Source organism: Paraburkholderia bengalensis (genome assembly GCF_037126505.1).
GTDB classification, from domain to species: Bacteria; Pseudomonadota; Gammaproteobacteria; order Burkholderiales; family Burkholderiaceae; genus Paraburkholderia; species Paraburkholderia bengalensis.
In genome coordinates this window covers 1-23,061 of record NZ_JACFYJ010000076.1, presented here as the reverse complement: position 1 = coordinate 23,061, position 23,061 = coordinate 1, and the positions used below count along the sequence as shown (strand labels likewise).

Sequence of the window (23,061 nt, the reverse complement as noted above, 5' to 3'; positions counted from 1 at the left end):
GAGCCGCGCGCCGCAGGCGATCCGTCAGGCTCTGGCACGCACCTTGCGCCAACTCCCATCGTCCGCCACGCCGCCAGCGGAAGGTGGAACCCACTGCCGCGTCGTCGAAGCGGCGATCGATAGAACGTGCTGCAAGAACGCGATACACAGGGAGCCCTCATGTCGGACACTGAAGCTCGTCAGTTTTCTGATCGGCTCGACGCGGTTCCGGACACGTCGAGCCCGGCATACGCCAACCGTCACCCCGCCGCGCGCGCGTTCGACGCCTTCGCCTCCCTCGTGACGCGATGGGCGGGCTCGCCCGTCGCCTTCGGCCTCGCCGTCATCACGATCGCGGCCTGGCTTGTATCGGGTCCGATCTTCCACTACTCCGATGCATGGCAACTGGTCATCAACACGGGGACCACCATCGTCACTTTCCTGATGGTTTTTCTGATCCAGCAAAGTCAGAACAAGGACAGCGTCGCCATGCATCTGAAGCTCAACGAGTTGCTCGCTTCGCACAAGCACGCGAGCAATCAGCTGATCGGCATCGAGGGCGCCTCTGAAGAAGACCTGCGGCGCATTGCCAGCGCCTACCTGCGCCTCGCGGAACAGGCGGGTCACAGTCCCGTCAGTGAGGCCGATGTCGAACGCTGTATCGAACAGGCGCGTTCGAAAGAGCGGGAGCCGAACAGCCCGGCGGCGGAGCACCACTCCGTATCGTGAGACTGCTTGCGGTCATTTGGGCGAAGGATGCTCTGTCGTGATTGAAAGATGTTCTTTCAGGAAAACGGAACGACCGGCGAGTACCTTGAGAATCAGCGTCCCCATGCGGCGGCGAGCAAAGGCGTCATCAATCCTGTAATCAAAATCGGCAAGCAGCACTTCGAAGCCGGTGCTCTTCGCGATCGCATCGGCCACCGCCGCCTGTGCGACATGGTGGTACGAGACAGTCTGCGTTTCTTCGCGGTTTTTGTCGTAAACGTCGTAAAGCGAGCCAGGATGGAACATTCTGGGCGTACCTCGCCGTAACAATGGAGGCGATATACCTGGCATGAGGCCACCGACGTACTGTGAAACCTGGTCAAGGCAATCGACTCTTCATCTCCTTGTCACCAATGCTTCGTGTCGACCCGCGCCGCTGGACACATCCGCTGCCAGGACTGACCGAAGCATCGTCCTTCAAGCGTATCCGCTTGTCACTACTTCGCCCGAGGCGGCTTGAGCGCCTCGTCGGGGCGATGCAGCTTGCCTTGTCTGATCGCGTTGACGGCGTTGATCACCGCGCGCGCCACGTTGTCCGTTTCGGCCTGAACGCTTTCGTCGTGGTCGAGCGCGTCGTGACTGGTGGCGTACGGCTCGTAGTAGCCGATGAAACGATCCAGGCGAGCCTGCGCACCCGCTTCGATCAAACCCATCCAGTCGAGCCAGTCCGTCAGCGCTGCGCGTGCGCCTTCGATTCCCGCCACGTCGCCGTGCACGACCACTCCGTACGCACGTCCCGCCAGGTGCTTCGGGTACGGCCAGCCTTCCAGTTCCAGTCGCTTGGCCTTCTCCGGGTCTTTTCCGGACGTCGACGACGGATCGGGGTTGCCGCCGTCCGCGCATACGAGCCGGTCGATCATCAGCTTCAGCGGACCCGGCGACTGATACCAGTACACGGGCGTCACGATGATCACTGCGTGACACGCTGCGAAGCGTTCGTAGATCCCGGCCATCTCGTCGTTCACCTGGCCCAGCGAATGATTCGGATAGCAGCTGCACGGCCAATGGCAAAGCGGCATGGCCGTCGATACACAAGCCTTGCAAGGATGAATATGGCTGTCATGGTTGGACGCCAGCAACGACAGATCGAGCATGTCGGCGTCCATATCGTCCGCCGTCACGATCGACTCGACGCGCTTCGCGAGCCGATGGCTTTTGGACATTTCGCCGGGACAGGTGGCGTCGTTTCGCGCCGACCCGTTGATGACGAGGATGCGCGAGCGGGTCGCGGGATCGCGTTGCCGCGCCTGTGCTGCCTGTATGCGCTGCGCTGTGTCGCGCCATTCGACGGACAGATCGTAGTCGGGATCGGCGAAACCCTCGCCCGCCTTCGCCGTGACGGGCGCCTTTCGCTCGTCCTCGTACGCCTGCCATGCAATCGTTTCCAGACGCGCGACGGCTGCGTCCTCCGCGCGAAAGGCGGGATCATAAAAGCGCGCGTAAAAGCGTTGCCGAAACGCGTCGCGCGTCATCTTGCCGGTAACCTGGCCTTTGCGAACGATGGGGATCGGCCGTTGTTGGGACCGGTTCGAATTCGCCACGGATGTCCTCCCGAAGTGCGGGCTGCCGCGCGCGGGCAAGGCTGACAGCCGCGTCTCAAGCCACGGCTGTGCACCCACTTCATCGATCAGCAATAATCCGGCCCGGCTGCGCGCCACGCTGAAACACAGTATTGCGCTTCACTCCCGTTGACGCCATTTTAGATGACATCTATCATCTAAACAAGGTCAACGAGGAACCACGTCATGAAGAAGTCAAAAGCGGAAACAGCCGACACGCGCCGCCGGATCGTCGACGTCGCGGCGCGAGAATTCAGAGCCAACGGCATCCAGTCGACGGGCCTCGCCGACCTGATGTCGTCGGCGGGACTGTCGCACGGCGGCTTTTATCGCCATTTCGAATCCAAAGATCACCTTGTCGCTGAAGCCTGCGAAGCGGGGTTGACGGCGATCATCGAACGGCTCGAAGCGGCTGCGGGCGACCGCGTCGGCAAAGCCGGTTTCGACGCCATCGTCGATGCTTACGTTTCCACCTCGCATCGCGATGATCCCGCTGAGGGTTGTCCGCTTGCGGGCATGGGCAGCGAGCTGGCGCGCGCCGATACCCACACGCGCGCAGCGGCGGCACGCGGGTTCGACGGTCTCGTCGAAGTACTCGCAAAGCGCAGTGGCCGGCGACGCAAGGAAGCGGCCCACTCCGAAGCCGTGTTCGCGCTGTCGGCGATGATCGGCGCCCTCACGATGGCGCGCGTCGTCGAAGATCCTGATGCCTCGGCCGCGATTCTGCGCGATGTCAAACAGCACCTGAATGCCCTGTAGACAAGCGCGCGATGCCCTAACGGTTCGATCGCGCCCTTATATGTGCATATGCACTTTAACAAGATATCGACGTGATTTTTCGATCGCGACGATATCGAGCATCCCTGCACTCGACACGAGTGCGCCTATCGTCAGACTGGAGAAACCACCATGAATCAACGCAAATTCCTCATCACCGGCGCCACGGGCAAGACGGGCGTCCATACCATTCGGCATCTTCTGCAGGACGGCCATGCCGTACGCGCTTTCGTCCACGGCGAGGACGAGCGCAGTGCGGCGCTGCGTGCCCAGGGCGCGGAAATCGTCGTCGGCGATCTTCTCGAACATGACGACATCCTCCGCGCGATGGACGGCGTGACGGGTGCCTATCTGTGCTATCCCGTGCGGCCGGGCTTCATTCAGGGGACGGCCTATTTCGCGGATGCCGCGCGGCGCGCCGGCGTGGAAGTCATCGTCGACATGTCGCAGATTTCCGCGCGCGAAGATTCGAAGAGCCATGCCGCGCGCGATCACTGGATTGCGGAACGCGTGCTCGACTGGTCAGGCGTGCCCACCGTGCACATTCGCCCCACCTTCTTCTCCGAATGGCTGATTTTCCCGTGGGTGCGCGATCAGATCGTGCAGGAAGGCAGAATCGGGCTGCCATATGGCGACGGACGTCACGCGCCCATCGCTGGCGAGGACCAGGCGCGGCTGATCGCTGCCGTGCTGGCGCAACCGTCGGGCCATATCGGCAAGACGTATCCGCTGTTCGGACCCGTCGAACTCGACCAGCATCAGATCGCCGACGAGATCAGCGCGGTGCTGGGGCGCAAGATCGTCTATCGCCCTTCGACGATCGAACAGTATCGCCAGCATCTGGAAAAGTATGACTTGCCCGAATTCGCGATCCAGCACTTTCTCGCGATCGCCATCGATTACCAGAACGGCATTTTCTCCGGCGCGGATGGCGTGATCGGCGGCATCACTGGGCGCGCGCCGCAAACCGTCAGCGACTTCGTCAAAGCCCATCGGCAGGCATTCGCGTAAATGTTCGCGCGGCAGGCAGCGCGTGCGTGATTTCCGGGACGCGCGCGAGCCTGGCGTGCAAGGCCCACACCGTGACAGAGAACGCGCCCTGTACGGCCCTGAACTGCATCGCGAACAACGCTAAATGCGCCTTTCGCGTGCTTTTCGCGTGCCTCGTGCGTGCGTGTCAGTGGATGCGCTTCGGCGCGGTCAGCAGCGTGTCGTCATCGGACGACAGCCGCAGGCGCAGCGCGTGGCCCGCGAGTTGTTCCATCGCGGCAAGCTGGTTTTCGAGCAGCGTGTCGAGCTCTTTTCGTTCCGCGATATGATCGGCCGCGTCTTTAGCCAGCATCAACATCGCGAATTCGTGTGCGCTGAGCATTGCCTCTTCTCCTGACACAACGGTCCCGCGCGGTCCGATCGTTTCGAAGCGGCGGGATTCCCGTGCCGTGTTGTTCGTTGCGGGAAGCAGTTCCGGGGGAGTGAAGCGTAATGTCTTCATGTGACAGGGAGAAGTCATCGGCACAGGCCTGTTCACGACTCTTCATGAGTCTTCATGCCGATTTTCACAGCAAGGGCAGCGCCGTCCTGATGTGCTCCGCGAATGCCGCAGTCAGAAGCGACGGACGTTCGCGCGAAAACTTCAGCGAAATGCCGACGGCAGGCAACGGCGGCAGCGCGGGATCGCCGTTGAGCACGCAGAGGTCGGGCGCGACGGCCGTCTGCGTGATGACGGCAAAGGCCTGCCCCGACCGCACCAGCGCGGTCAGGCCCGAAAGGCTGCTGCTCGCATAGGCGATCCGGTACGCCCTGCCCGCGCGCTGCAGCGCTTCGCAGGCCGCGATGTGATCGAGCGTGTCGGGATCGGACAGCGCCAGCGGCAAGGGATCGAAGTGCGAGGCATCCATGCCGGGATAACCCACCCAGACGAGCTGCTCGCGCCGGATCACGTCATCGCGTTGCATGTCGTGACGTTGTGCATCGTCAGGTAGCGAGATCAGCGCGAGGTCGACGGCACGCTTGTCCAGGTGCTCGACCAGACGCGGCGTCGGCCCGCACACCACTTCGACGAGCGCGTGCGGATGCTGGCTGGAGAACTGCCGCAACAACGGCGGCAGAAACACGGCTGCATAGTCGTCGGGACAGCCGAACCGGACGCTTCCCGACAGCCCCGTGCCGCACAGATCGGCCATCGCCTCGTCGTGCAGCCGCAGGATGCGCTGCGCGTGAATCAGCAGGCGCTCGCCGGGATGCGTCAGCACGACGCCGCGGCCGGTGCGCTGGAACAGCGGCTGATCGACGATTGCTTCGAGGCGCTTCATCTGCTGGCTCAGCGCGGACTGCGTGCGGCCGACGCGCTCGGCCGCACGGCTGAGCGCTTTTACCTCGGCAATCACGGCAAACGAGCGCAATAGATCGATTTCAAGCGACAGACTCAAGGTATCGCCCCAAGGTATTAGACATTTTGCTAGCTCGCATAAGAACTATTCGGTTCTATAAAACCAGAGAGCCGCCTAGACTTCAAGCCATTCGCTCATCGGGAGAACCATGGTGTCCAGAAACGACGACGCAGCCTTTTGGCACAACGCCAGACAGCATCTGATCCGCTACGGCGGCACCTTCGAGCCGATGATCATCGAGCGCGCCCAGGGCAGTTTCGTGTACGACGCGGACGACCGGCCGATACTCGATTTCACGTCGGGGCAGATGAGCGCCGTGCTCGGCCACAGCCACCCGGAAATCGTCGCCGTCATCAACGAATACGCCGGCAAGCTCGATCACCTGTTCAGCGGCATGCTCTCGCGTCCCGTGGTCGATCTCGCGACCCGCCTGGCCGACATCACGCCCGCCGGCCTCGACCGGGCGCTGCTGCTGAGCACGGGGGCGGAATCGAACGAGGCGGCCATCCGCATGGCCAAGCTCGTCACGGGTAAGTACGAGATCGTCGGATTCGCGCAGTCGTGGCATGGCATGACGGGCGGCGCGGCCTCCGCGACCTATAGCGCGGGCCGCAAGGGCGTCGGCCCGGCGGCTGTCGGCTCGTTCGCGATTCCCGCCCCGTTTGCTTATCGGCCGCGCTTCGAGCGCAACGGCGTCTACGACATGCTCGCGGAACTCGACTACGCGTTCGATCTGATCGACCGGCAGTCGAGCGGCAATCTCGCCGCCTTCATCGCGGAACCGATCCTGAGTTCCGGCGGAATCATCGAACTGCCGGAAGGCTATAGGGCCGCGCTCAAGCGTAAGTGCGAAGAGCGCGGCATGCTGCTGATCCTCGACGAAGCGCAAACGGGCATCGGACGCACGGGCACGATGTTCGCCTGCGAGCGCGACGGCGTCACGCCCGACATCCTCACGCTGTCGAAGACGCTGGGCGCGGGGCTGCCGCTCGCCGCCGTCGTGACGTCCGCGCAGATCGAGGAGCGCGCGCACGAGTTGGGCTACCTGTTCTATACGACGCACGTGTCCGATCCGCTGCCCGCGGCCGTCGGTCTGCGCGTGCTGGACGTCGTGCAGCGCGAGGGCCTCGTCGCGCGTGCCAACGCGATGGGCGAGCGGCTCAGCCGCGGCCTGCTGGATCTGATGGAGCGCTTCGACTGCATCGGCGACGTGCGCGGGCGCGGCCTGCTGCTCGGGATGGAGATCGTCAAGGACCGCCGCACAAAGGAACCCGCAGACGGCCTGGGCGCAAAGATCACGCGCGAGTGCATGAATCTCGGGCTCAGCATGAACATCGTGCAATTGCCCGGCATGGGCGGCGTGTTCCGCATCGCACCGCCCTTGACCGTGCGCGAAGAGGAAATCGACCTCGGCCTCGATTTGCTGGGACAAGCGATCCAGCGTTCGCTGTGACCCCGCCTCGCGGCTTTCGCACGGGCCATAAAAATTCCTGTTAAATGAGAACCATTTGCATTTATAGGGAAGGCGTTGCATCATGGTGCTTCCGGGAACACCCGCGCCAGATGCGCTCGCCACATGACTTCTGCATTGATTACAGATCGGATCGTCGATCGCGCCGGACCCGCCGGGTCCGGCCATGACACCCTTCCCGCCCGACACGCGCTCGTTTCAATCCTGCGGCAAGGGCCGCACTGGCCTTCGAGCGGGCCTGCGCCGGCGGGACGCGAACGCCAGCACGTCTTCGTGCGCCGCCTCGATCTGGTCAGGGGCACACGATGACCTATCCTGCCCTTGCCTTGCGCGAAGCTCCCCTCAGCGAAGACGCGCTTTCGCAGTATCCCGATGCAAGCGAGCAACTGGTGCTGGGCGCCGTGCGCACGTGGTTCAGGCCGCATTGCGATGCCGTGCGCCAGGGGCAGCACTGGCGCGACGTGCTGGCCGACGCAGGTCTCGCGGTCGCGGGCATCGACTGCTTCGAATTGATGATGCATGCTCTGCTGCACGCGTCCCATCGGCCGCTCGACATGCGTTGCCGCTGCGCGTCGGACATCGCCAGCGACGAGGCGTCGCTGCTGCAGACGCTCGCCTATCTGCAATCGACGGATTCGTCGGCGGCGACCGAACTGTTGAATCAATGGCTGCCGTGCGCGTCCGTGGGACACACGCTCAAGATCATGCGCTGGTTCGCGATGGATCTGCTGAACGCCGGCATCGTGGTCCGCTCGCGGTCGAGACGCGTCGCGTACATGCATTGAAGCGCCTGCGCAGTGCCGTCCTCTACGTTCTGCCCATCAAGCGCGCCGCATGGCGGCCCGCTGCTGACGCAAGATCCTGACGAAGTTGAGCACGGCCGGCGACCTTTCGCGCTGACGATGGACCAATGCAATGCCCGTCGCGAGCGGCTTGCCCTTCAGCTCATGATGCGACACGCCTTCGACCTGCACCTGACGCATCGACGCAGGCACGACAGCCACGCCGAACCCTGCCGAAACCAGATTCGCAGCCGACGATATCTGCGGCGACTCCATGCTGATCGACGGCGTAAAGCCCGCTGCATGACAGGCGCTGATAATCGAATCGTAAAGATTAGGACCAATGGCGCGCGGAAAAATGATCAACGGATCGCCCGCCAGATCCGCGAGATCGATGCGCCTGCGCCGGCTCAAACGATGTCCGCCCGGCAGCACCGCGAGCATCGCTTCGTCGACGAGCGGCTCGACGGCGAGTTCGCCGCAATTGAGGGGCATCCGGACGAGCGCGGCGTCGATCTGCCGGGCGCTCACCTTCTCGAGCAGCGCGACGCTGTTGCTTTCCTCGCAACTGATCGCAACGCGTTCATAGGTCTGACGGAACTGCTGCATCGTCGATGCGACGGCGGGATGAAACACCGTCGAGCCAGCAAAGCCCAACGACAGCCGGCCCGTCTCACCGCGACCTGCGTTTTGCGCCTCCACGAGTGCCTGCTGCGCATCGTCGAGGATGCGTCGCGCGCTGTCGCGCAGTAAATGCCCCGCTTCCGTCAGTTCGACGCGGCGCGGATGGCGAACGAACAGCGCCGTGCCGATCTCGCGTTCGAGCTTCAGGATCTGCTGGCTCAGCGGCGGCTGCGCAATGCCGAGATGCGCAGCCGCCTCGGTGAAGTGCAGATGTTCGGCCACTGCGAGGAAGTACCGCAACTGACGCAATTCCATATCTTTTTCGTCTCCAAAACACCATTTCGAGATATTGGACTAATGACAAACCAGAGTCTAAGCTTGCATCCAATCCGATGTGCAGCGGTCTTGCTCATGCAGTAGCGCACGACGCGGCACATCGCTCTTCTGAAACCGCACGGAGAAACATCATGTCAGCAGTCAGCGCAGCGTCGGCGATTTCGGTCAACGAGGGCGAGCGCCTGCTTGCCGGGTTGCGTGGCATCGTCGGAGGTGCGCACGTGATCACCGGCGACGATGCGACCCGCCGCTATCGCACGGGCTTTCGTTTCGGCACGGGCCAGGCGCTGGCGGTAGTGCGTCCGGGCACGCTGGTCGAGCAATGGAAGGTGCTCGAAGCGTGCATCGCCGCCAATGTGATCGTGATCGCCCAGGCGTCGAACACGGGTCTCACCGGCGGCTCGACGCCCGACGGCAACGACTACGATCGCGACATCGTGATCATCAGCACGACGCGGATGAAGAAGGTGTATGTGATCGACGACGGCCGCCAGGTCGTCTGCCTGCCCGGCGCGACGCTCGACCAGTTGGAAAAGACCTTGAAACCGCTTGGCCGCGAGCCGCATTCGGTGATCGGATCGAGTTGTATCGGCGCATCCGTGTTCGGCGGCGTCTGCAACAACTCGGGCGGCGCGCTGGTGCGCCGCGGCCCCGCATACACGGAGATGGCCGTGTTCGCGCAAGTGGATGCGACGGGCAAGCTGAACCTCGTGAATCATCTGGGCATCGACCTCGGCAGCACGCCCGCTGACATGCTCGAGCGGCTCGACCGCCGCGCATTCGGCGATGCCGATATCCGGCACGATGCAGGCGCCGGCTCAGATCATCACTACGGCAGCCATGTGCGCGAAGTCGATGCGCAAACGCCCGCACGTTTCAATGCCGATCCGCAGCGGCTGCATGAAGCCTCCGGTTCGGCGGGCAAGCTGATGGTGTTTGCCGTGCGGCTCGATACGTTTCCGATCGAGAAGAACGCCAAGGTGTTCTATATCGGTACGAACGAGCCCGACGAACTCACCGACATCCGGCGCCATGCGCTGCAAGATTTTTCGCATCTGCCGATTTCGGGCGAATACCTGCATCGCGATGCGTTCGATATTGCGGAGCGATATGGCAAGGACACGTTTCTCGCCATCCACTATCTCGGCACGTCTCGGCTTCCGGCGCTCTTCGCGATGAAAAGCCGCTTCGACGCGTGGTTCGAGCGCATCGGTTGGTTGCCGTCCCATTTCACCGACCGCGTGCTGCAGGCGGCGAGCCGGTTGTTCCCGAGCCATCTGCCGCATCGGATGAAAGTGTTTCGCGACCAGTACGAGCACCATCTGATGCTCAAGGTGAGTGACGAAAGTATCGAGGAAACGCGCGCCTTTCTCGCCGATTACTTTTCCAGAGCCAGTGGCGGCTATTTCGAATGCACTGAAGACGAAGGCAACAAGGCGTTTCTGCATCGATTCGCGGCGGCGGGCGCGGCCGTGCGATATCGCGCGGTGCATGCGAAGCAAGTGGAGGACATCGTCGCGCTGGATATTGCACTCAGACGCAACGACCGCGAATGGATCGAGACGCTGCCGCGCGACATCGACGACACCATTTCTATCAAGCTCTACTACGGTCACTTTCTATGCCATGTCTTTCACCAGGACTATATCGTCAAGAAGGGCAACGACTGTCTCGACGTCGAACATAGAATGTGGACCTTGCTGGACCGTCGCGGCGCGGAGTACCCGGCCGAACACAACGTCGGCCATCTGTATCGCGCGAAACCCGCGCTTGCCGCGTTCTATCAGAAGCTCGATCCGTGCAACTGCTTCAATCCCGGCATTGGACAGACTTCGAAATTTGCGAACTACCGCGAGACAGCGGCGTGAAGGGCGGAACACGTTGCGCGCCGGGCAGGCATCGCATGCCATACGTTAGCCGTTGTGCGAGATTCGGCGCTCGCGCAACGCCCGGCGTCGGCGCAGGCGCGCGGCGCGCGCTCCAGGTGATGTATCCTCGCGAGCAGATGTAAGCGGGGGTTGCGCGGCGGGCTCGAACAAGGCATGGTCTGCTGTCACGCGCATGTCATGACGGGCACGCAACGATATGCCCCCGACCGTCGCCGCGAGAGCGACGGCTTCGAGGCTGCACTGGGCGACGCATGCCCGGCGCAGGCCACGTTCAAACAAGGCTCTCTTCCCTGGACATCCCATGAAAGACCGCGAACCGCCCGCCCCGCCCCCCGCAAACGAAGACGCCGACGCCGCCGCGCAAACGCCCGCGCGCCCCAGCCGCCGCCATTTCCTCGGCGGCATGGCTGCCGTCGCGGTGGGCGGCGGCCTCGCCGGCTGCGCCACGCCGGCTTCCCGCAACGCAGCCGCCGCGACGGGCGTCGCGGCAGGACCGCAATTCGATCGCGCGCTGCGCTCGAAGGTCAAGACGGTCGTCGTCATCTTTGCGGAAAATCGCAGCTTCAATAATCTGTTCGGCAACTTTCCGGGCGTCGAGCATCCGCTTTCCGATGTGAAGCCCGAGCAGTACACGCAGCGCGATCGCGACGGCACGACCGTGCTGCCGCAACTGCCCACGGTGCCCGGCGGCTGGCTGCTGAAAGACCAGACCGTCGAAGGCGTCACGTACAAGGCGGGCCTGCAATACCAGAGCAATCTGCCCAACGCGCCGTTCGCGCTGAAGACGGCCACGGGCGAACATCTGCCGCTGTCGCTCGTCACGCACGATCTGTGGCACGTGTTCTATCAGAACCAGATGCAGATCAACGGCGGCAAGAACGACATGTTCGCCGCGTGGGCCGACTCGGGCGGCTTCACGATGGGCCACTACGCGAACGCCAGCTACGACCTGCGCCTATGGGATCTCGCCAGCGAATATGTATTGTGCGACAACTTCTTCCAGGGTGCGTTCGGCGGATCGTTCCTGAATCATCAGTACCTGATCGCCGCCACGCCGCCCGTCTATCCGGACCCGGCCCAGAGTATCGCGAAGTCCCAGATTGCCGACACCGTCAGCGGACGTCCCGACGATCCGAACCTGAAGCCGCTCGCCACGTCGCCGAAAAGCGCGATGGAAGGCATTCCGAAGTTCGGGCCGAGCGCGCTGACGCCGCCCGAGACGCTCGCCGACGGCCGCACCGTCAGCTACGCCGTCAACACGATGATGCCCGCGTTCGCGCCTACGCCCTACAAGGTCGGCGCCAACGGCATGGTCGATTTGACGCAGGACGCCAACGCGATGGTCGTCCCGCCGCAGAAGCACGACAACATCGGCGACAAGCTGAACCAGCGCGGCATCGAGTGGGCCTGGTACGCAGGCGCGTTCCAGCAGACGCTGGATATGCACGGCAAGAACACCAACGACGGCACGCCGCTGATCCCGAACTTCCAGTATCACCACCAGCCGTTCAACTACTTCGCGAACCTCGCTCCGGGCACGGCTGCGCGCGCGAAGCATCTGCGCGACGGCGGCCTCGGTGACGACGAAAGCACCAACCGCTTCCTCGCCGATGTGCGCGCCGGGCGCCTGCCCGCCGTCACGTTCTACAAGCCGCAAGGCAACCTGAACATGCACGCAGGCTACGCGGACGTCGCGTCGGGCGACCGTCATATCGTGCATGCCGTCAAGGCGCTGCGCGCGAGCCCGCAGTGGGACAACATGGTGGTGATCGTGACCGTCGACGAAAACGGCGGCTGGTGGGATCACGTCGCGCCGCCGAAGGGCGATCGATGGGGACCGGGCACCCGCGTGCCCGCGCTGGTGATCTCGCCGTTCGCGAAGAAAGGCTACGTCGATCACACCGTGTACGACACGGCATCGATCCTGCGGCTCATCACGCGCGTCTACAACCTCGAGCCGCTCGACGGTTTTCACTCGCGCGACGCCGCGATGCAGGCGCGCGGCCAGCCGCCGATGGGCGATCTGACCAACGCGCTGGACCTGTCGGCGTAAGCCGTGCCGATGCAGCCCGGAAACGCCCGCGGTGCCGCTCGACGCGCCGCGGCCTTCGGGCGCATCGCGCGAGGCGTGTCGTGGTGCCTGCGCGGCGAAGCGCGACGTCAGCGCCAGCAACACAAGCGCCACGCAAAGCGCCACCTAAAGCGTGACGTAAAGCGTGACGTAAGGCGCGGCTAGAGCTTGCCCTCGCCGATCAGTTGCCGCGTGCGCGCCAGCGTGCTCGACAGCGCGGCCCTGTAGCCTTTGTCTTCACTGTCGAGTTGCGCCTGATCGTCGCGTTCTTCCTTGCTGCCTGGCGCGTGATGCCTGAGACCGAGCAGACCATAGAACCTGAGCCAGAGCGCGCCGTCCGCGTCCTCGATGATCTGATTGACGATCACGCCTTCGCGCGGCCCGCTGCGCTGAAAAAACGACACCTTCCGCTGCGGCTCGAACGTGATGATCTCGGACAAGTCCTCGCCCGCGATGGTCGCCTCGCGAATGAGGTAATCGTCCGCATCGACGACGACATCGCATTTCGTGCACAGACCCGGCGGAAGAAACTGACGCGCGTCGCGCGCCTTCAGCACGAGCCCGCGCCACAGCTGGGCGCGCGTCAGCGCGGGCTCTCCTTGCGGGTTCACAAGGACGGTTGCGGTCGAATGGATCATCAGCGTATCTCCACGTTGGGTTACTTGCCCAGACTGTGACGGACCTGCGCGACCTCGCGGCTCGTCACGGGCGCGGCATCGTTGCCCCATGCGTTGCGCACGAACGTCAACACGCGGGCCATCTCCGTATCCGTCAGCTTGCCCGCGAACGACGGCATCTTCTTCGCTTCGGGTCCCGACTGCGTATGCGGCGCCTCGCCGCCTTCCACGAGCAGCCGCACGAGCGAATCCACGTGCGCGGCCAGCACCGCCGGATTGCCCGCGAGGCGCGGATATTTGAGCGGCTCGCCCATCCCGTCCGCCTTGTGGCAGCGCGCGCAGAGGCCCTGGTAGAGCCCCGCGCCGGGCAGCTCGGCATTGCCCGTGTCCAGCGCGCGCACGGTCCGCACGGCCGCCTGCGATTGCCCGTCGAAATGGCCGTTCGGCGCGGCTGGCGGCAAGCTCTTCAGGTAATGCGCGATCGCGCGCAGATCGTCGTCGGACAGATACTGCGTGCTGTCCTCGACCACCTGAACCATGCTGCCGAACGTTACGAGCCCGCCGCCGTGCCCTTGCTTCAGGAACGACGCAATCTCCTGTTCCGAGAAGCGGCCAAGGCCCGCGCCGGGATCACCCGTGAGATTCGGTGCGAACCAGTGATCGTTCGTGCCGCCCGTCAGATAGAGCCGCGCGTGTTCGTCGTAGCCGCGCTCTTCGTAGGCGGGGCCGCGTGGCGTGTGACAGGCGCCGCAATGTCCGAGCGATTGCACCAGATACGCGCCGCGATTCCATTGCGCGCTGCGCGTCGCGTGCGGGACGAACACGTCGTCCGGCGCGAACGCGGCGCGCCAGAACATCATCGCCCAGCGCTGATTGAACGGAAACGGCAGGTGCGTGCGCGGCGCGGGCTGGCGCACAGGCGCGACGCCGTGCATGAAGTACGCGTAGAGCGCGTGCAGATCGTCGTCGTTGATCTTTGCAAACGACGGATACGGCATCGCCGGATACAGCCGCCGGTTGCCGGGCGCAACGCCCTCGCGCACCGCGCGCTCGAAATCGTCGTAGCTGTAGCGGCCGATCCCCGCGTCGGGATCGGGCGTGATGTTCGACGACCAGATCGTGCCGAACGGCGACCCCATCGGCAGACCGCCCGCGAACGGCGCAGCGGGATGCAACGTCTCCTTGCCCGATGGGCCGCCCGGCGGCGCCGTGTGACAACCCGCGCAGTCGCCGGCTTTGGCCAGATACTCGCCTTTCGCGATCAGCCGAGGATCGTTCGTATCGAAGCGCGTAACCGATGTTAGCGCGCGCGCACGATGCGGCGTCGCGCTCCCTACGACAAGCAACGCAACAGCTACGGCCGCCATGGCGACAGTTGCGACGGTAGCGGAAACGAAGCGCCCGTTCATCGCCGTCACCAGCGGCCGCAAGGCGTCAGGACCCAGACGGCGAGATCGGTCGAGACCAGCCCGAAGAGGAACATCGCGCTCGACAACACGCTCACTCTCGCGAGAAACCATTCGAGTTCCGCGATCCTGCGCGCGCGGCCATGCAGCGCGTGCCGGCGCCGCGCGCGCGTGAAGATCACGGTGCGCCATGCCACGACGACCCCCGTCACGCCCACGGCGAAGCACGCAACGCTCAGCGCGATCAACACCGGGGTCAGCCACCCCGGCGGGTCCGCTGGGCCGCCTGCGCCCATCACTGTGCATGCCCGCGTCGTCAGCACTTCCCCGGCGAACATTTGCGCGAACCACGCGAGCGGCGCGGCGAGTGTGCCGATCATCAAACGCCACGAATGAAACCGTGCCACGTCGTCGTGGCCGCCGCGCGGAGGGTTGCCGTCGTTCGCTGACGGGGCGTGAGTCGATGAGTCAATCATGCGCGCCTCGCAACACATACGGCGACAGATAGAGCGTCGTGAAAATGAATAGCCACACGAGATCGACGAAGTGCCAATACAGTCCGCCGATCGTCAGCGCAACGCAGCGCTTCTCGTCGAAATAGCCGAGCGCCGTCCACCACAACAACAGCGCGAGCACCACCAGCCCGACGACGACGTGCGCCATGTGAAAGCCCGTGATCGTGAAGTACAGCGAGCCGTACAGATGCGTGGTCGGGCCGTAGGGATGGTTGTGCCACTCCTTCAGCTGGATGCCGACGAAGATCACGCCCAGCACCAGGGCGACGGCCATCGATGCCACGGCCCAATGCAGCCGCCGCCGCTTCACGCAGCGCTCGCATAGCCAAACGAACACGCTGCTAGACAGCAGGATCGCTGTGTTCGCGAGCCCCAGGCCGAGCTTCGGCAGACCTTCGGGCGGCCACATGCGGCCGCTTTGCGACGCCAGGTAAAGATACGAGAAGATCAGATAGCCGAACAGCGAGCCTTCCGTGACGATCAGCGCAAGGCAGCCGAACCAGCCGCCCGAACGCTCGCCCGCGCTGCCGACAGGCAGTCGCGCTGGTCGGTCGAATGCATCGTCGATGTCGTCGTGCAGCGTGTCGCTCATGTCAGCTCCCCGCGTCGCGCACGCGCTGTGGCTCGCGCTGGATCAGGGCGCGCTCGGGCCACAGCCACACGATGACGGACACGGCGCAACCGCACAGCATCGCCGCAGCGAACCACCATGCGAGCCACGCCAGTCCCGCGAAAAACAGCACGGCGAACACGCTCAGCACGAACGGCGTATAGGAGTCTTCCGGCATCTTGAGAATCACGTCGGGCCGTGCTTCGAGCGCCGTCGTGCCAAGGGCCTCGCGCCCATGATCGAGGATGAAGCCCTCTTCGAGCGACGAACGCGCGCCCTGCTGCCCTTCGTCTTCGATGCGCCCTTCCCACAACGGATGGCGGCTCGCGAGCGTCGGCACGACGGCGAAGTTGTACGGTGGCGGTGGCGAGCTCGCAGACCATTCGAGCGTGCCCGCGTCCCACGGGTTGTCGCCTGCTTTTGCGCCATGCCGCAGGCTGTAGAACAGGTCGCATAGAAACACCAGAATGCCGAGCGCGAGCACGAATGAACCCGCCGACGTCAGCAGGTTCACGGTGTTCCAGCCCATATCGGGCGCATAGGTGTAGATGCGGCGCGGCATGCCGAGCAGCCCCGCGATGTGCATCGGAAAGAACGCCACGTTAAAGCCGATGAACATGATCCAGAACGCGAGCTTGCCGACGCGCTCGCTCATCATGCGTCCCGTGAACTTCGGGAACCAGAAGTAGACGCCGCCGATCACGGGGAACACGTTGATGCCGAGCAACACGTAATGCAGATGCGCGACGACGAAATACGTGTCGGTCAGTTGCCAGTCGAACGGCACGGCGGCCGTCATCACACCCGACACGCCGCCGATCACGAACAGCAGCACGAAGCCCGCGAAGTAGTAGAACGGCACGCGAAACACGGGGCGTCCCGTCCAGATCGTCGCGATCCATGCGAAGGTCGCGACGGCGCTGGGCACCGCAATCGCCATGCTCGCCGCGCCGAACAGCGACAGCGCGAGCGCGGGGATGCCCGTCGCGAACATATGGTGAATCCACACGACGAAGCCGATCAGCATGGTCGCCACCGTCGACAGCGCAACGGGACCATAGCCGACCAGCGGCCGGCGGCAGAACACGGGCAGCGCGTCGGAGACGATGCCCATGGCGGGCAGCACGACGACGTACACCCACGGGTGCGCGAACATCCAGAACAGATGCTGCCACAGCAACGCGCGCCCGCCGTTCGCGATGTCGAAGAAATGCGTGCCGATGCGCCGGTCCATCCATAGCAGCAGGAACGCAAGACTCACCGACGGCACCGCGACGAGATTGCCGCATGACGCCGTCATGGTGCCCCACACGAGGACGGGAACGCGATCGAGCGACATGCCGGGCGCGCGCATGCGCAGCAGCGTCACGACGAAATTCACCGCGCCCACCGTCGTCGAAATGCCGAGCAGCACCATGCCGAGCGCGTAGACGTCGATGTTCGGCCCCGTCGCGTATTCGAGCCCCGACAGCGGCACATAGTTGAACCATCCCGCGTCGGGCGCTTCGCCGAGCGGAAAGCTCGCATACAGAAAGATCGCGGCGAACAGGAAAATCCAGTACGAAAAGGCGTTCAGGCGAGGAAACGCCATGTCGCGCGCGCCGAGTATCAGCGGCCACAGGTAGTTCGAAAAGCCCGACAGCACGGGCAGCGCGTACAGGAAAATCATCGTCACGCCGTGCATCGTGAACAGCTGGTTGTACTGCTCGGGCGTGAGCAGCGTGGCGTTGGGCCGCGCGAGCTGCAGGCGCATGATGAGCGCCTCGACGCCGCCTGCGATCAGAAACACGAACGCCGTGACGAGATAGCGGATGCCGATGCGCTTGTGATCGACGGTGGACAGCCAGCCGCGCCAGCCTGGCGGCGTCTCCCATAGCTCGCGCAGCCGCGCTTCGGCGGCGCTGCCGCGCGCGACCGTGCCGCGCGGCAATGTCCGTTCAAGCTGCCGTGCGGCCGGCGAAGAAGAAGTCGGCGTATGAGCCATGCGGGTCCTGTCAGTGCAAGGTCGCGAGATAGGCGGACAAGGCATTTGCCTCGTCCGCACTCAGCGCGATGCTCGGCATCAGCGAATCGGGCTTGATCTGCTGCGCGTGGCGAATCCAGTCGAGCTGATGCTCGGGCGTGTTCGTCAGCGCGCCGGCCGCGATCAGCCGGCGCGCGTTCAGATGCGTGAGATCGGGCGCCTGTGCGCCGTTGGCGCTCGTGCCGCGTATCGTGTGACAGCCGGCGCAACGCTCGGCGAACAGATCCTTTCCGCGCGACACTGGTGTGATCGCTGCGGCCTGCGCTTCTGCGTGCGCTTCTGCGTGCGTTTCTGCGTGAGTCTCTGCCTGAGTTTCCGCCCGGTTCGCGGGCTGCGCCTGGGCGTTTCGCCAGGCAGCGAAGCTCGCGCGATCCTGCGCGATCACCTCGAAGGCCATGTGCGCATGCTGCGCACCGCAAAACTGCGAGCACTGCCCGCGATAGACGCCCGGCGCATCGGCCTGTATCCACTGCTCGTTGATCTGGCCGGGTATCGTCTGCGTCTTGCCCGCGAGCCGCGGCACCCAGAACGCGTGAATCACGTCGGCGCTTTTCAACACGATTTTCACCGGCTCGCCGACGGGAATATGAATCTCGTTGGCGGTGACGAACGCGGGGCCGCCGTCCGCATCGCCGTACTCCACTTTCCACCACCAGTCGTAGGCCGTCACCGTCAGCGTCAATGCGGGCGCACGCGGCGGCGCCGCGACGGAATCGAGTGTGACAAGCGTATAGGCGAGCATCGCCAGCAGCAGCGCCGACGAAATGCCCGTGCCGATGTACACCCATCGCAATGCGCCGCGCTCGCCTTGCACGAGCCCTGCATGTTCGGACGCGCGCCGGCGCGATATCGCGATCGCGAGCAGCCACGCGATGACGAAGATCACAGTCATCGAAACCGCGGCGAGCGCCCAGCCCAGATGCATCGACGGCGCCGCTGCGGGACCGCCTGCGTGCAGGAAGTAATCGAGGGGCGCGCCATGTGCGTCACGCGTAGCCGTCAGCCCGGCCGTCGACGCGAAGGCAGCGGCGAGCGAAGCCCTGGCCCCTGGGCCCATGCCGCCGACGTGATCCGCGTCTACCGGCCTCCGATGCATCCGCTTGCACCCCCAAGATTTTGACGTCTGCCCCGGCGATACGACGCGCCCTCCCCTCGATAGCAAGAAACGGGCACGAGCCGGACACGCGCCGTCATGGACGCGCGACCCGGGCCGCGTACGATTTACAGCGGCAGATGTGACATTTACACGTGCCGTGGTTCGCAAGCGCGTCAGGTCTGCAAGCTTGCTGCAAGGCGCGAGGCGTGGTGTCGAGTGGCGGGTTGTTCGTCGCTGTTCTCTCCGCGGTGTATCGCGGCGCTTCGGGTCGAACTTCACTTCGAGCACAGCGTTTGCTTACCGCTCAACGTTTCACCCACGACCCACTTCGTCCCGTATCCCATGTCCGCCCAATCCGGCTCCGCTGAAGCTGCACCCGACCAGCAACAATCGCCCAGCGAGCCTGACAGGCAAGCACAAGGCGACAATGAAAAGAGCGGCAGCGACAAAGGCGACAAGAACGGCGGTAAAGGCGAAAGCCAAGGCAACGGCAACGACAAAAACGACAAGTCCGCCGAACGCAAGCGCCCCGGCAAGCTGCCGCTGATCATTCTCGGCGCGGTCGTCGTCGTGCTGGCAATCGTCGCGCTCGTCTGGTGGTTCGCCACCCGCAACCAGGTGAGCACCGACGACGCGTACACGGACGGCAACGCGGTCACGCTCGCGCCGAAAGTGTCGGGCTACGTCGTGAAGCTCGCGATCGACGACAACGTGTACGTGCATGCGGGCCAGTTGCTGCTCGTGATCGACAAGCGCGATTACGAGGCGCAGGTGGATGCCGCGCAGGCGCAGCTCGGACTCGCCAAGGCCCAGCTCGACGAGTCGCTGGTGCAGCTCGACATCGCGCACGTCAAATATCCCGCCGATTTCAAGGAGGCGAAGGCGCAGGCGTCGTCGGCGCTTGCAGCGTTCAAGCAGGCGCAGGCCGCCTACGAGCGGCAACACGACGTCGACCAGCGCGCGACCTCCCAGCAGAACGTCGATACAGCCGATGCGCAATGGCGCACCGCGAGCGCCAACGTCAGGCAGGCGCGCGCCCAGGTCGAAACCGCGAGTCTCGTTCCGCAGCAGATCAAGCAAGCCGAAGCGCAGGTCGAAGAGCGCCGCCGGCAGGTCGATCAGGCGCAGGCGCAACTGGAGCAGGCGCAGCTGAACCTGTCGTATTGCGAAGTGCGCGCGCCTTCCGATGGCTGGATCACGAAGCGCAACGTTCAGCTCGGCAGCTTCCTGCAAGCCGGCGTCTCGCTCTTCTCGATCGTGACGCCGACCGTCTGGGTGACGGCCAACTTCAAGGAATCGCAGCTCGAACGCATGCGGCCAGGCGACAAGGTGAAGATCGAAGTCGACGCGTATCCGAAGCTCGACCTCGAAGGTCATATCGATAGCGTGCAGCTCGGCTCCGGCTCGCGCTTTTCCGCTTTCCCCGCCGAGAACGCGACGGGCAACTTCGTGAAGATCGTGCAGCGCGTGCCCGTGAAAATCGTCATCGACAGCAAGATGCCGCAAGGTCAGCCGCCGCTCGGGCTCGGACTTTCCGTCACGCCGAAGGTGTATCTGCAATGACGGATCACGCCGACCACGGGAACGGCCGCGCGCATTCGGACTGGCGGCCGTCCGCGAACCCCTGGTTCATCGCGATTGCCGTCACGCTCGCGGCCTTCATGGAAGTGCTCGACACGACCATCGTCAACGTCGCGCTGCCGCACATCGCGGGCACGATGTCGGCGAGTTACGACGAGGCGACCTGGACGCTCACGTCGTATCTGGTCGCCAACGGCATCGTGCTGCCCATCTCCGGCTTCTTCGGCCGCATGCTGGGACGCAAGCGCTATTTCATCGTGTGCATCGTCGCCTTCACGATCTTCTCGTTCCTGTGCGGCGTCGCGACCAATCTCGGGCAACTGATCATCTTCCGCGTGCTGCAGGGCTTTTTCGGCGGCGGGCTGCAGCCGAACCAGCAGTCGATCATTCTCGATACCTTTCCGCCCGCACAGCGCGGCCGCGCCTTCTCGATCTCCGCGGTTGCCATCGTCATCGCGCCCGTGCTCGGCCCGACGCTCGGCGGCTGGATCACCGACAACTTTTCGTGGCGCTGGGTGTTTCTGCTCAACGTGCCCGTCGGCATATTGACGTCGCTTGCGGTGATGCAGCTGGTCGAAGATCCGCCATGGCGCGCCAAGCCCGGCGGCAAGGTGTCGATAGACTACATCGGCATCACGCTGATCGCCGTCGGGCTCGGCTGCCTGCAGGTGATGCTCGATCGCGGCGAGGACGACGACTGGTTTTCGTCGACGTTCATCTGCAGCTTCGCCGTGCTCGCGGTGGCGGGCATCGTCGGCGCGACGTTCTGGCTGCTGTACACGAAGAAGCCCGTCGTCGATCTCGCGTGCCTGAAGGACCGCAATTTCGCGCTGGGCTGCTTCAGCATTGCCGCGTTCGCGAGCATTCTGTACGGCAGCGCCGTGCTCGTGCCGCAGCTCGCGCAACAGCAGCTCGGCTATACGGCGATGCTGGCGGGGCTCGTACTGTCGCCGGGCGCGTTGCTCATCACGATGGAAATTCCCCTCATCAGCAAGCTGATGCCGCATGTGCAAACGCGCTTTCTCGTCACGACAGGCTTCGTGCTGCTTGGCTGCGCGCTCATCTATTCGCACCGGCTCGTGCCCGACATCGACTATCTGTCGCTCGTAAAAATGCGCAGCTTCCAGTCGCTCGCCATCGGCTTCCTGTTCGTGCCCATCACGACGCTCGCGTATCTGACCGTGCCGCCGCGCCTGAACGACGATGCGTCGGCGCTCTTCACGATGTTTCGCAACGTCGCGGGATCGATCGGCATTTCGCTGTCGACGGCGATGATCCGCGAGCGCGCGCAGGCGCGCATGGCGCATCTGTCCGAACACATGACGACGCTGTCGCAGAACTATAACGACGCGCTCCAGCAGAACGCGCACGCGATCATGGCGCTGAACGGCACGCCAATGGCGGCCGCGATGCAGACGGCGACGGGACGCCTATACATGACCTTTGTCTCGCAGTCGACGATCCTCGCGTATATCGACGTGTTCGCCATGCTCGCTATCTTCTGCTTTGCCTGCGCGCCGATGACGCTGTTCTTCTCGCCCGCGAAAGCGTCGGGCGGCGCGGGAGGACATTGACGTGCGTACGCGCTCGCTCATCCCGTTCGTCCGTCATGCGGCGATGTGCTGCGCCGTCGCAGCCGCAGGCGCGTGCAGCGTCGGTCCGGACTTTCGTCCACCCGCCGTGCATACGCCCGACGCGTGGCACGACATGCGGCAAGGGGCGTCGACGGCTCAGGCGGCCAGTGCGCCCGCCTCGGTGCCCACCGTCGACTCCGATCCCGACCCGCGCTGGTGGCGCAGCTTCAACGACCCGCAAATGGCGAATCTGATTGCGCGCGCGGTGGCGGGCAATCTGGAGCTGCAGCAGGCCGTGTGGCGCATCGTCGAAGCACGCACGCAGGTTCAGGGCGCGGCCGCGCAAGGACTGCCCAGCATCAGCGCGACGGCGAGCTATACGCGCGAGCAGCTCGGCGCGAAGGGTTTTCTCGAATCGCAAGGCGTGTACGACGACGTCAACCGGCTCGGCGCGCCCGGCTCGCCCATCAACCAGATCGCGCCCGGCGCCGGACAACAGTTGCAACAGGCGGCAACGGGGGCGCTCAACCAGATCACCAAACCGGTCAACCTGTGGCAAGCGGGTTTCGACGCGTCATGGGAACTCGATCTGTTCGGCCGCGTGCGCCGCTCGGTCGAAGCGGCCAGCGCGCAAGTGGAAGGCGCGGAAGAAAGCCGCAACGACGCGCTCGTCTCGCTCGAAGCCGAAGTCGCGCAGACGTATATCCAGTTGCGCGGCGCACAGGTGTTGCATGCCGTCGCGTCGAGCCTGATCGACGAGCAGAGCATGGTGGTCGCGTTGACACGCAGCCAGGCACGCGTGGGACTTGCCAGCGAACTCGATGTGAAGAGCGCGAGCGCGCAGCTCGCACAGACGCGCGCGCAACTGCCCCAATACGACCAGCAGGCCGAGCAGGCGCTCAACGGGCTCGCGTATCTGATCGGCGCGACGCCCGGCGCGCTCGATGCAGAGCTTGCCGCGCCCGGCGCGATCCCGCCGGGGCCGCCGGCGAT

Annotated in this window: 21 protein-coding genes; 10 read left to right on the top strand and 11 right to left on the bottom strand. The window is 64.5% G+C overall.

Annotated elements, in window-relative coordinates; genetic code table 11:
* Positions 1 to 159 precede the first annotated feature (159 nt).
* The gene (locus tag H3V53_RS31880) at positions 160 to 708 is read left to right on the top strand and encodes a low affinity iron permease family protein (RefSeq protein ID WP_336601239.1); all 549 of its coding nucleotides are present in this window, start codon (positions 160 to 162) and stop codon (positions 706 to 708) included.
* 12 nt (positions 709 to 720) lie between these two features.
* Here the strand turns inward: H3V53_RS31880 and H3V53_RS31875 are convergent, their stop codons facing one another.
* Positions 721 to 993, bottom strand: coding sequence for a hypothetical protein (locus H3V53_RS31875; protein ID WP_336601238.1), 273 nt, complete (start codon positions 991 to 993; stop codon positions 721 to 723).
* Positions 994 to 1,184: 191 nt separating this feature from the next.
* Positions 1,185 to 2,219, bottom strand: a complete 1,035-nt coding sequence (locus H3V53_RS31870) for a flavodoxin family protein (protein WP_336601255.1) — start codon at positions 2,217 to 2,219, stop codon at positions 1,185 to 1,187.
* Between the two features lie 273 nt (positions 2,220 to 2,492).
* Here H3V53_RS31870 and H3V53_RS31865 point away from each other — a divergent pair, with 273 nt between their 5' ends.
* Together H3V53_RS31865 and H3V53_RS31860 are read left to right on the top strand one after the other, a co-directional pair.
* A complete protein-coding gene (locus tag H3V53_RS31865; RefSeq protein WP_336601237.1) occupies positions 2,493 to 3,065 on the top strand; it encodes a TetR/AcrR family transcriptional regulator in 573 nt (190 codons plus the stop codon).
* Positions 3,066 to 3,215: 150 nt separating this feature from the next.
* On the top strand, positions 3,216 to 4,094 hold the full coding sequence (locus tag H3V53_RS31860) for an NmrA family NAD(P)-binding protein (protein ID WP_336601236.1): 879 nt from the start codon (positions 3,216 to 3,218) through the stop codon (positions 4,092 to 4,094).
* A 166-nt stretch (positions 4,095 to 4,260) separates the two neighbouring features.
* Here H3V53_RS31860 and H3V53_RS31855 read toward each other — a convergent pair whose 3' ends face one another.
* Both H3V53_RS31855 and H3V53_RS31850 read right to left on the bottom strand, forming a co-directional pair.
* Positions 4,261 to 4,455 carry a hypothetical protein gene (locus H3V53_RS31855; protein ID WP_336601235.1) on the bottom strand — a complete coding sequence of 65 codons (195 nt, stop codon included), beginning with the start codon at positions 4,453 to 4,455 and terminating at the stop codon, positions 4,261 to 4,263.
* A gap of 184 nt (positions 4,456 to 4,639) precedes the next feature.
* Positions 4,640 to 5,512 carry a LysR family transcriptional regulator gene (locus H3V53_RS31850; protein WP_336601234.1) on the bottom strand — a complete coding sequence of 291 codons (873 nt, stop codon included), beginning with the start codon at positions 5,510 to 5,512 and terminating at the stop codon, positions 4,640 to 4,642.
* Between the two features lie 112 nt (positions 5,513 to 5,624).
* Between H3V53_RS31850 and H3V53_RS31845 the strand changes: the two genes are divergently transcribed.
* On the top strand, positions 5,625 to 6,926 hold the full coding sequence (locus H3V53_RS31845) for an aspartate aminotransferase family protein (protein ID WP_336601254.1): 1,302 nt from the start codon (positions 5,625 to 5,627) through the stop codon (positions 6,924 to 6,926).
* Between the two features lie 323 nt (positions 6,927 to 7,249).
* Positions 7,250 to 7,729, top strand: coding sequence for a hypothetical protein (locus H3V53_RS31840; RefSeq protein WP_336601233.1), 480 nt, complete (start codon positions 7,250 to 7,252; stop codon positions 7,727 to 7,729).
* Positions 7,730 to 7,765: 36 nt separating this feature from the next.
* On the opposite strand, the gene H3V53_RS31835 is transcribed toward H3V53_RS31840, so the two are convergent.
* Complete coding sequence (locus H3V53_RS31835; protein WP_336601232.1) at positions 7,766 to 8,665, bottom strand: LysR family transcriptional regulator; 900 nt, start codon at positions 8,663 to 8,665, stop codon at positions 7,766 to 7,768.
* 152 nt (positions 8,666 to 8,817) lie between these two features.
* Between H3V53_RS31835 and dld the strand changes: the two genes are divergently transcribed.
* Both dld and acpA read left to right on the top strand, forming a co-directional pair.
* Positions 8,818 to 10,554 carry a D-lactate dehydrogenase gene (gene dld / locus H3V53_RS31830; protein ID WP_336601231.1) on the top strand — a complete coding sequence of 579 codons (1,737 nt, stop codon included), beginning with the start codon at positions 8,818 to 8,820 and terminating at the stop codon, positions 10,552 to 10,554.
* A gap of 322 nt (positions 10,555 to 10,876) precedes the next feature.
* Positions 10,877 to 12,628, top strand: a complete 1,752-nt coding sequence (acpA, locus tag H3V53_RS31825) for an acid phosphatase (RefSeq protein ID WP_336601230.1) — start codon at positions 10,877 to 10,879, stop codon at positions 12,626 to 12,628.
* A gap of 179 nt (positions 12,629 to 12,807) precedes the next feature.
* Here acpA and H3V53_RS31820 read toward each other — a convergent pair whose 3' ends face one another.
* Genes H3V53_RS31820 through coxB form a run of 6 tightly spaced genes read right to left on the bottom strand, consistent with a single transcriptional unit; the run spans position 12,808 to position 18,874 of the window.
* Positions 12,808 to 13,284, bottom strand: a complete 477-nt coding sequence (locus H3V53_RS31820) for an AtaL-like protein (RefSeq protein ID WP_336601229.1) — start codon at positions 13,282 to 13,284, stop codon at positions 12,808 to 12,810.
* Between the two features lie 20 nt (positions 13,285 to 13,304).
* Complete coding sequence (locus H3V53_RS31815) at positions 13,305 to 14,672, bottom strand: c-type cytochrome (protein ID WP_336601228.1); 1,368 nt, start codon at positions 14,670 to 14,672, stop codon at positions 13,305 to 13,307.
* 5 nt (positions 14,673 to 14,677) lie between these two features.
* The gene (locus H3V53_RS31810) at positions 14,678 to 15,145 is read right to left on the bottom strand and encodes a hypothetical protein (RefSeq protein WP_336601227.1); all 468 of its coding nucleotides are present in this window, start codon (positions 15,143 to 15,145) and stop codon (positions 14,678 to 14,680) included.
* Positions 15,138 to 15,776, bottom strand: coding sequence for a cytochrome c oxidase subunit 3 (locus tag H3V53_RS31805; protein WP_336601226.1), 639 nt, complete (start codon positions 15,774 to 15,776; stop codon positions 15,138 to 15,140). The genes H3V53_RS31810 and H3V53_RS31805 overlap by 8 nt, the downstream gene beginning before the upstream one ends.
* A 1-nt stretch (position 15,777) precedes the next feature.
* Positions 15,778 to 17,778 (bottom strand): cytochrome c oxidase subunit I, encoded by a 2,001-nt coding sequence (gene ctaD / locus H3V53_RS31800; protein WP_336601225.1) that lies wholly within the window; start codon positions 17,776 to 17,778, stop codon positions 15,778 to 15,780.
* A gap of 10 nt (positions 17,779 to 17,788) precedes the next feature.
* A complete protein-coding gene (gene coxB, locus H3V53_RS31795; RefSeq protein WP_336601224.1) occupies positions 17,789 to 18,874 on the bottom strand; it encodes a cytochrome c oxidase subunit II in 1,086 nt (361 codons plus the stop codon).
* 381 nt (positions 18,875 to 19,255) lie between these two features.
* Here coxB and H3V53_RS31790 point away from each other — a divergent pair, with 381 nt between their 5' ends.
* The 3 genes from H3V53_RS31790 to H3V53_RS31780 all read left to right on the top strand — a co-directional run.
* Positions 19,256 to 20,476 (top strand): HlyD family secretion protein, encoded by a 1,221-nt coding sequence (locus tag H3V53_RS31790; RefSeq protein ID WP_336601223.1) that lies wholly within the window; start codon positions 19,256 to 19,258, stop codon positions 20,474 to 20,476.
* Positions 20,473 to 22,068 carry a DHA2 family efflux MFS transporter permease subunit gene (locus H3V53_RS31785; protein WP_336601222.1) on the top strand — a complete coding sequence of 532 codons (1,596 nt, stop codon included), beginning with the start codon at positions 20,473 to 20,475 and terminating at the stop codon, positions 22,066 to 22,068. Before H3V53_RS31790 ends, H3V53_RS31785 begins: the two co-directional genes overlap by 4 nt.
* Positions 22,069 to 22,111: 43 nt before the next feature.
* The coding region (locus H3V53_RS31780; protein ID WP_336601253.1) for a TolC family protein at positions 22,112 to 23,061 on the top strand (950 nt) is incomplete at its 3' end.